The organism is Algoriphagus antarcticus, assembly GCF_002150685.1.
Lineage (GTDB): Bacteria > Bacteroidota > Bacteroidia > Cytophagales > Cyclobacteriaceae > Algoriphagus > Algoriphagus antarcticus.
Map to the genome: position 1 here is coordinate 1 of NZ_MSSW01000114.1, position 9251 is coordinate 9251.

5 protein-coding genes are annotated in these 9251 nt (G+C 38.1%); all 5 read right to left on the reverse strand.

All coding sequences use genetic code 11. The features are described 5' to 3' along the window. Positions 1 to 229: 229 nt before the first annotated feature. Positions 230 to 1270 (reverse strand): alpha/beta hydrolase, encoded by a 1041-nt coding sequence (locus BVH04_RS24580; protein WP_240511058.1) that lies wholly within the window; start codon positions 1268 to 1270, stop codon positions 230 to 232. A gap of 186 nt (positions 1271 to 1456) precedes the next feature. Then, positions 1457 to 1930, reverse strand: coding sequence for an RNA polymerase sigma factor (locus BVH04_RS24585; RefSeq protein WP_116116401.1), 474 nt, complete (start codon positions 1928 to 1930; stop codon positions 1457 to 1459). A 655-nt stretch (positions 1931 to 2585) separates the two neighbouring features. Then, positions 2586 to 4331, reverse strand: coding sequence for a RagB/SusD family nutrient uptake outer membrane protein (locus BVH04_RS24590; protein WP_086544109.1), 1746 nt, complete (start codon positions 4329 to 4331; stop codon positions 2586 to 2588). A gap of 34 nt (positions 4332 to 4365) precedes the next feature. Next, on the reverse strand, positions 4366 to 7452 hold the full coding sequence (locus BVH04_RS24595) for a SusC/RagA family TonB-linked outer membrane protein (RefSeq protein WP_086544110.1): 3087 nt from the start codon (positions 7450 to 7452) through the stop codon (positions 4366 to 4368). Positions 7453 to 7901: 449 nt separating this feature from the next. After that, entirely contained in the window at positions 7902 to 8798 is an 897-nt protein-coding gene (locus BVH04_RS24600; protein WP_086544111.1) for a hypothetical protein, read from the reverse strand. Positions 8799 to 9251: the final 453 nt, after the last annotated feature.

Sequence of the window (9251 nt, forward strand, 5' to 3'; positions counted from 1 at the left end):
GCATACATACAGACTATTTATATTTTTTATTTTGATCTTGCATTTGACACTTTTTTGTAAAACGATTATTTTTTGAAATATGATTGCGCCCCTTCCGATTTTGGTTTTTTTCAATTTGCCTCAAGTAATATTCCCTTATTTATACTAATTTTATTTACCACTGTTGTTTTTTTCTTTTGTACCATAGTTCAATTTTCAAATAGCATACAGATTACTTTAAAATTACGCCTTACTTATTGAATGCTGACTTTAAATCATTTGCAACTAATGCTTGTGCTTCTTTAGCTTGTTCAACAACGGCTGCCATACCAAAAAACTCATGTGTGGTTCCGTTATAAAGTTTGTAATTAGTAGCTACGCCTGCCTTTTTCAAATTGTCAGCTAGTAATTTTCCCTCGCTTCTTAAAGGATCGTACTCGGCTCCAATAATTGTCGTAGCTGGCAAACCTTTTAAATTTGCATCCACCAAAGAGATCATCGGGCTCTTACCATCAGCAGTATTCTTTAGATATTTGTCAAAAAACCATTTCATCAATGCTGAGTTCAATGGCTTAGTATTCTCACTTTCTTTGTAAGACGAAGTGGTAAAATCGTATCCGGCAATTGGATATACCAATACCTGGTATGACGGCAATTGTATTCCTTTGTCCCTTGCCATTATACTTACCGCTGCAGCAAGGTTACCTCCTGCACTTTCACCTACCACCGCAATTTTTTTGGGATTACCTTTTATTGAAGTTGCATTTTCAACTACCCATTTGTATGCAGCATAACTATCATCGTGTGCTGTTGGATATTTATGTTCAGGCGCCTGTCTGTAAGCCACGGAAACTACTATAGCTTCTACCTGATTGGCTAGTCCTTCTGCAGAAGCATTATAAGTATCAATGCCAGTAATTACCCATCCACCGCCATGATAATAGACAATTACGGGATATGAATCTTTGCCTGTTTTAGGTGTATAAATACGAAGATGGATTTTACCTCCCGGCACGGCGATGTCTCTTCCCACAGTATCCAGATTGCTAGCCGGTACCGAAATTTTATGCTCTTTAATTACAGCCATGGCAGCATCAGCAGGTGTGGGTTGCTTTCTTGCTTCCTGTGCTGATAAGCTGATGAGCGGTGGTGCTTTAAAACTTACTAGCTTTTCTATCACCACAGCCATAGGATCTGTCATATCTTTTCCCCAGCTTGGTTTTGGATCTGCAGGTTTAAGATTAACTGTAGTGTTTGATGAGTCTGCCATAAGTGTTTCTGAATTCTCCATGCTACTGGAATCAGTTATAGTTTTGCTATTATTGCATGATGCAAATAAGAGTAAACATGCTGCCGTTAAAATAGGGAGGCTATTTTTGCAGGCTAAATATTTTTTAAGCTTAGCATAATTCATTTTTACTTTAATTTTTTTGTGTACAATTTTAATGTTTAGATATTTTATAAATCTTGCGCTACTTTACAATCTGCGTTGATTTGAAGGAATATTACTCAGCCTTCGGAGATTTGAAAATTCAAAGTGAAGTCTTTTTTTAGCTTCTTTTAGAGATATATTAAGAATGGAAGCTGCCTCATTCAGTGAATTGCATTGAGTAGTGAGCAGATGTACTAGTTCGGCTTCTTTAGGAGGATTTAAATTTTTGGGAGGTATACCAATTTCTTTTAAATGATTTGTTGTATAAGAATATGTGTATCGCAAAATGGCAGGACAAAATGCATATTTAGTTTTTGAAAGAATTTGTTTTTGTTTTAAGTCAAGGAAAGCACCCATAAAAATTTCTTCTGCAAGTAATTTATCTTTTGTAAGATTATAGATCAACCCGTACATAGCTGAGGCGTATTTATCATACAATTTTCTCCATGCTACAGGATTGTTTTCTTGAAGCATTCCGATGATTTCTTTTTCTGAGACTATATTGTTTTGTAAAGGCATATTTCGTGATACTTTGGCAATGACATGTAAACCAATCTTACATCCGCAAACCATTAAAATTTCTGTGTGCGTAAGGATTGATAGTCCAAATATGATGCTTCAAAAATAAATGCTTTGAAAAGCGGTAATGCTACACATTTTAGGAAATAAGTTGTAATATTCACAGATTTCTGAGGATATTATTTCTCAATTAAATACCAGAGGTTGAGGGGATTATTACTCAATTAAGTATTGAGGTCATTATAATATAGGAGTGCTTTTAAACAGTTTAGGCGAACAGAAACGACTCGAAAAGGCTATTTCTTAAAGTTTTCGAATACGCCTTATATGGTGGACATAGATGAAAAAGAGGATTATTCTAACGGGAAAAATTGGACGCATTTATAAATACCATTGAATGCAAATACCTCTTGAATAATATGCCTAGAGTGCGAGGTGTTCCAGAACTTGTTTCGGTTAGCCAGTACCGCGAGTATTTTGGAAGAAGTGATGAGCTTAGGTGATTAAAAGGATTAATTCCTAGGCTACCTGAGAGAGGTCAGTCTAGCTCATATTTCGGGTCCAAACTTTTCAGATTTAAAACATCAATTTCGTAGTAAAAAAAATACGGCAAGAAATAAACTTTCTTGCCGTATTTATGAAATGGTTTAGGAGTTTAATATCCTGGGTTTTGTACTAAAAAACCTACTTCACTAGAAGCTCCATCAATCGCTCTTTGAGGAATCGGAAACAGCCTTTTATTAACGTCACTATCGGTTTTCCCTGTCCAAGTTCCCTCATATTTACTAAACCGTATTTGATAGTTTCTTCTAAAACCTTCCCAGTAAAGCTCAAATCCTGTTTCGCGGAACAACATATCCAGGTCAATGGAAGTCAATGCCTTTGGAGTCTGTGCCGGGCGAGCATTTCTGGAGGTTCTTAAGGTATTGATATCGGCCAAAGCACCAGCATTGTCACCTTTTCTCAACTTGGCCTCGGCCCGCATCAAATAAATCTCTCCCAAACGAATCAAGACAATATCAACGCTACTGTACGCACAACAATTCGGAGCGGTACTACTGAATTGATATTTTGAGAATCGGTAACCGGCGTTATGTAAACTACCCTCTGTGGTAAAATCTACTTTGCGCGTATGGTCAACATACTTCAGGTTTGCGCCACTTGTTCTTCTATTGATTACTGGATATATCCGCACCCGTCCATCGTCGCAAGTTAAAATGTTGCCTCCTCCGTCTTTTCTGGGACCCCATATAATACCACGAAGCAACCCCCTGTCGATTTCAAATTCCTTCGCCGCAATACAATAAAAATGGTCTGAATCATTCGTTGGTGTTACCCCGGTAAGATCTTTAAGATCTTCGGGTATAATTGTATTTTCCTTAAAGAAACGGGCATCAGCATCTGCCGGATCTATATTGCCATAGGCATCTATCCAAGTCTGATAAAAATCTGGAGTAGCTGCTACCGCATCCGTTCCGCGTGTGTTCGGGAATTCTGGTCTTGGTATCAAGTCGCCGGATATTGGCCAATAGGCCCATCGGCTGTGCTCGGTTTCAAGGACTCCCCTTTGATCAAGCGAAAATATTATTTCAGGATTAGTATTGTTACTATCATCGAATAGTTCAAAATATTCAGCCGACAAGGAATATGGTCCCGAAATAATATCGTTGGTATATTGTATGACTTTATCCATATCGGCTGCCGCAAAGTTGGGGGTGCCATAAGGATCGCGATACACGGCAGCATTCAAATATAAGCGTGCCAACAGAGCACTCACTGCATCTTTTGTAAACCTGCCGGGACCCTTATCATTATTGATGACCTGAACGACTGATAGAAGTTCACTTTCAATATAATCAATGGCTTCTTGTCCCCTAAGGATTTCAGATAGTTGGTCCGAGCTCTCCTTCTTAAAAACAAGGCCCCAATTATCAAGTGCCAACATATTTAGGTATGCCTTCATGGCTATCATTTCGTAAAGCGCATCTTGTGCTTTTACATCACCCATTTCAGCCACCGGGCTTAATCTATCCTCGGCTATGACCGCTCTTGATATAGATAAAGTTATAAATGTCCAAGAATCCCCTATCAAGCTATTGCCGGGGGTCATCAGATGTTGGTGAACAGCTATGAACTTACCCCCATCAAACCAGTCCGTACCCCCACGGTAGGGAAGGATGCCTTCATCGGAGGCAACTTCTTGAAGTCCAAAATTAGCCGTATGTAACCACACCTGACGGAGAAGTCCATAAACCGGCGCAATGGACCCGCTAACGACTTCGGCTTGGCCGGTTCCGGTAAGAGACTCGTCAAGAATTTCTTCCCCTAAGTCAGTGCAACCAAAAAATGCCAACAAAAACACCACTATCGGCAGTGTTCTGTAAAATCTTTTGTTTTTCATATTATTATATATTTATGTGATTTTATAAGAATCGTTAGAATGTTAAATTAAGAGCGACTAAAAACGTTCTAGCCCTGGGATAGGTAAAACGGTCGATACCGAAGGTTTGAATTCCGGCTGACGAGGATCCTGTATTGACTTCAGGGTCAAATCCTGAATATTCTGTTAGGACAAATAGGTTTTGACCTGTTAGCGAAAAACGGATATTTTGGAACGCATCCCCCAATCCAATCTTATCAGAACTTAAGTTATAAGCCAGTGTAGCGTTATTCAATCTTAAGAAAGAGCCATTCTCCAAATAACGTGTGGATACGGTATTGGCATTGCTCAACACCTCATTGGGGAATTGAACGGCAAAATCAGTTGAATTATTAGACCTGGCCAACAGTGCCTTATTGAACAGGGTCATAGTCGTATGATTATAAATCTTATTACCTGCTACTCCATTGAAGTTGAATCCTAAGTCAAAAGACTTGTACTTAATATTCAGGTAATACGCATAGATAAATTTTGGAATCGCACTGCCAACTACGCTTCGGTCATTGTCCAATACTGCACCATCTCCATTGATATCACTGAATATGTTGAGGCCATTATCTGCACTGATACCATCAAATTGAAGCATATAAAATGCCCCTAACGGCTCGTTATTAATGTAGCCATTGATAGTTGCACCTGTTTGGCCAGAACCTTGGGCCGACCCTGTAGTCAATACCGAATAGGGTGAATCCTTTACCTCGTTTTGAATGAAGGTAATGTTGCCTCCGATATTATATGAGAAGTCTCCCTTAGCATCGTTATTGTAATCCAATGACAATTCAACACCATTGTTTTGGATTATCATATTTGGAATATTCGTCCAAAATAATGCAGTAGGCTCAACAGGATCTGCAGGAACAACTTCCAACAATACATTGGAGGACTGCTTATTAAAATAATCTAATGTACCTGTCAAACGGTAATTAAAGAATGCGAAATCAATTCCCAAATCGATTTGTGTAGAAACCTCCCATTGCAGGTTGGGGTTTGCCAAACGTGTAAAAACAATTCCGTATGGATAACCACCAATTGAGTTGGCGTCGGTATCTATAGGATACGTATTGAGACTGCCGCCCCCTGTAATTAATCTATTTTCCGAAAAACTTGCTTTTGTGATCTTGGAGGGAATCTCCTGGTTACCCGTTTTGCCCCAGCTTGCACGCAACTTTAAGTTGTTGAAAACCGAATTCGCCATAAAATCTTCGTTGCTAAGGTTCCATCCCATTGCAAAAGAAGGGAAATAACCATATTTATTGTTGTCCCCGAACTTTGAGGATCCATCGGCACGCAACGTTGCAGTAAACAAATATTTGTCGGCATAACCGTAGTTCAGTCTGCCGAAGAAAGACTGCAGCTCGTTCTTAAATGCACCCGAATTTACTGAAGTAGGATATTGAGTTGTACTAGTCTGGTCTTGAAACCTTGGATCAATATTATTATTTGCAAATCCTCGGTAAGAAAATATTCTGGTTTCATCCAAAAATTGTTGGTAAGCATGACCCGCAAGTAGGGTAACATTGTGAATATCCTTGTTCCAGTTATAAGTAAGCGTGTTCTCTACCAGTTGATTGGTGTTATTACTAATTTCACTGTTCAATGAGCCATCTGAAATATTGGACTCATTTACAACTGAAGGAAAGGGTTTATACTGTTGATCCCTTGTGGTAGCGGAATAATCAACACCAAGGTTCAGCTTATAAACAAGACCATCCAGAATTTCGATTGATGGTGAAATAGTCGCCAAAATCCGGTTATTGATTGCCATATCACTATAAAGCTCATACCGTTTAATCGGATTTAAGGCGTTTGTAGTCAATAAGGTGGGTTTACCGTCCGTAAATGCGGGAACTGTAGGATTCAAACTAAGCATATCGCTTATCGTTGATCCGATGTCCGGGCGCAAATTTTCCGTTCGGGAGGCCGTAAGGTTATAATCTACGTTCAACCTACCATTGAATGCCTTTTGATTCATGTTCAATTTCCCTGAATAGCGCTTCAGATTGCTATTTTTCAAGATTCCTTCTTGATTCTGAAAGCCGATGGATGAGAAATAAGAAAATTTCTCCTTAGTGGCTCCACTCATGGAGAAGTTGACATTTGATGATACCCCAGTCTGGGATAATTGATCTTGCCAATCCGTATTTCCCCCTAAGTCTTCCAATGTTCCACCCACGGCCACTACTTGTCTACGAAACTCGTCGGCATCGAAAACATCTATTTTATTGGAAAGAGATGACACACCAGTAGATACCGAAAGATTAATTTGAGGTTTTCCTTGTCCCTTTTTAGTGGTAATTACCACTACTCCATTAGCTGCTCTGGAACCGTATACTGCCGTAGCACTGGCATCTTTTAGCACATCAATACTTTCAATATCGCCAGGGTTAAGAAAATTCAGAGGATTGGTGGAAATGCCCGTAGAGGAATTGTCTAACAAAAAGCCATCGACCACGTAAAGCGGCTGTGTTCCAGAACGCAAACTTCCGATACCCCTAATTATTACATCTTGTGAGGCACCTGGTTCACCACTAGTTGAGGCAATGGAAACGCCGGCCAATTTACCCTGAATCAGTTCACCTGGGTTTGTAACCACTCCCATATTAAAATTCTCACTAGTTACAGAAGCAATGGATCCAGTAACGTCTGACCTTTTTTGGGTACCGTAACCGACCACCACAAATTCACTCAATTGTGAACTGTCTGGGGCCAATTGGATCACCAGGATTGATTGCCCATTCACTGAAACCTCTTTTGGAATATACCCCAAATAAGAAATTTGAAGAATAGCATCTGCTTCGACATCAAGAGTAAATTTCCCATCCAAATCTGTTATTGTGCCCTTTTTTGTTCCTTTTACAAGAATTGTTGCTCCGGGTAAGGGTAATCCTGTTTCATCAGTAACTGTACCTGAAATTGTTTGCCGTATGGATTCCAAATTTAATAGGGGGTCTTTTACTTTCAAAAGCACCTCATTATCGACATTTTTAGAAAATACATCAGATGGACTAGCGCAAAAACCAGCCAAAGTAATCAACCATGCAGAAACACGAATGAATTTATAGAATAGTAGTTTTGAATACATAAAATTTAGGAATTTAAGTGGTGGATGACATAAGATTTTTGGATACTTTTTTATTTATAATGAAGCTCTAAAAGTAATCTATGTACAATAAAATGCTGTTAAGTAGGCGTTATGGTTGTATTAACCATAACTCTCCCAGCCGAAGTGCTTTCCAAAATGATCGAGGTCCGAATTACCGTCAAAAATGCGGTTGAGACTGGCTTGTAGGCGTTTTGCTAATTATATTCAATCTGTACTTGATTTATCTAGCTGTGTTGTCTGTATTTTGCTGGTCACCACTATTATAACTTCCGGTCTATGGGAGTTTAAATGCGGGTTTATTTAGTTAAAAAAAGGCGTCCATAAGCACAGAAACGGCAGTGTTAATTTAATTATACTCAGGTTGGGATAACTAGTGTGAGAATTTAAACGCTTTGCGTAGCTCCTGGTAGGCTTTGGCTACGGATCCACTACTCAGTAGGAAAAGTATTTTTTTCGTAGTTGTTGTGAATTGTCAGTATAGCTAGACCAAAAAGAACAGCTACTACAATTAAAATAGTACTAATAATCCCGCTTACTCCAAAGGACATTCTGATTAAAATAGTTGAAATCACAAAACCAGAGTTTCTTATAATTTTATGAAATTTGTTGGTATAGAAGAATGATATTAAGAGCAATACTACATCTACCAAAATCAAAATCGTAAAAAACTCGTCAAAAAAGAGGTTGTTTATGCTTTGAAATGGTTTTAATTCACTGGGAGAAAGTGAATTTCCAGTGAACCAATTAATTGAGGTGTACAAGGCCATAAAGAAAAATAGTGGCACTAGAATTACAGCGATAAGCTTTTTCTTTTTTACGAATCCTTCGATCACGGGATTCATTCCTTCCTCAGTATCGATTTTTCGTTTTCCCTGCTTTAGAAATAGAAATATTAAATAGAAAAGTAAAACTGATGCTACAATATCATAAGTAAATTGAAGGTCACCTTTTATTTCAAACCAATTTGAAGAGAGTTCTAAAGATGATAAATCTTTAAATAGTTTTCGAATAATTATAAGTGTGATAATTTCATACTGTTTAGTTATATATGTGGTAAAAGACTTGGGCAAGTAATAAATTAAAAGGTAAACTTCATAGATAAGAATAAAAGAAAAGGGTGTATAAACTGCAGATATCGGATTCTCCAGCAATTCTGAGTTTGTTGATAATTCTATAAAATTAAATTTCAACAAATAGATTATTCCTAAATGAATAAAAAAACTTAATAGTGCAATAGTAAGAATGATTTTTTCAGCTCTTTCCCGAGTTTCCTCAGAAAGCAGCTTATCATTGAGTAGCGGTAAAATATTTTTTCTATTAATCATCAAGACATAGTTGTCTAATTGTTTCAGACTTTGCGTTGGGGAGAAAACTGTCTTGAAGCGACAAAGTTTATGAATTGGACAAATACCTTTGTTTGAAAAGTCTATCCTTCGATTCAAATCTGGTATGAGCATTTTTGAATTTTGGATTAAAATTAAAATCAGGGAAGTTCCAAGTGGGATACAGACTGCTGCGAAAGTGCTAAACTGGATGGTGACTTCTGGACGAGACTCCCTCTCTTTCGACGCAAAGAATTCACTTACTTGGCCGTAAAAGATAAAGATCCAAATCCGAGGACCTACCTACCGTTGGTAGGTGTAAGCCAATTTGTTCTTTTTCATTTGTAAAAGGAAGCACATTGACTCCTACGGCAAAACATCTCTCACATAAAAAAAGCCCGATCATAAATCGGGCTTTTAAATAGAGAAGGTCTATTATTTTTTATGTAGGTACTC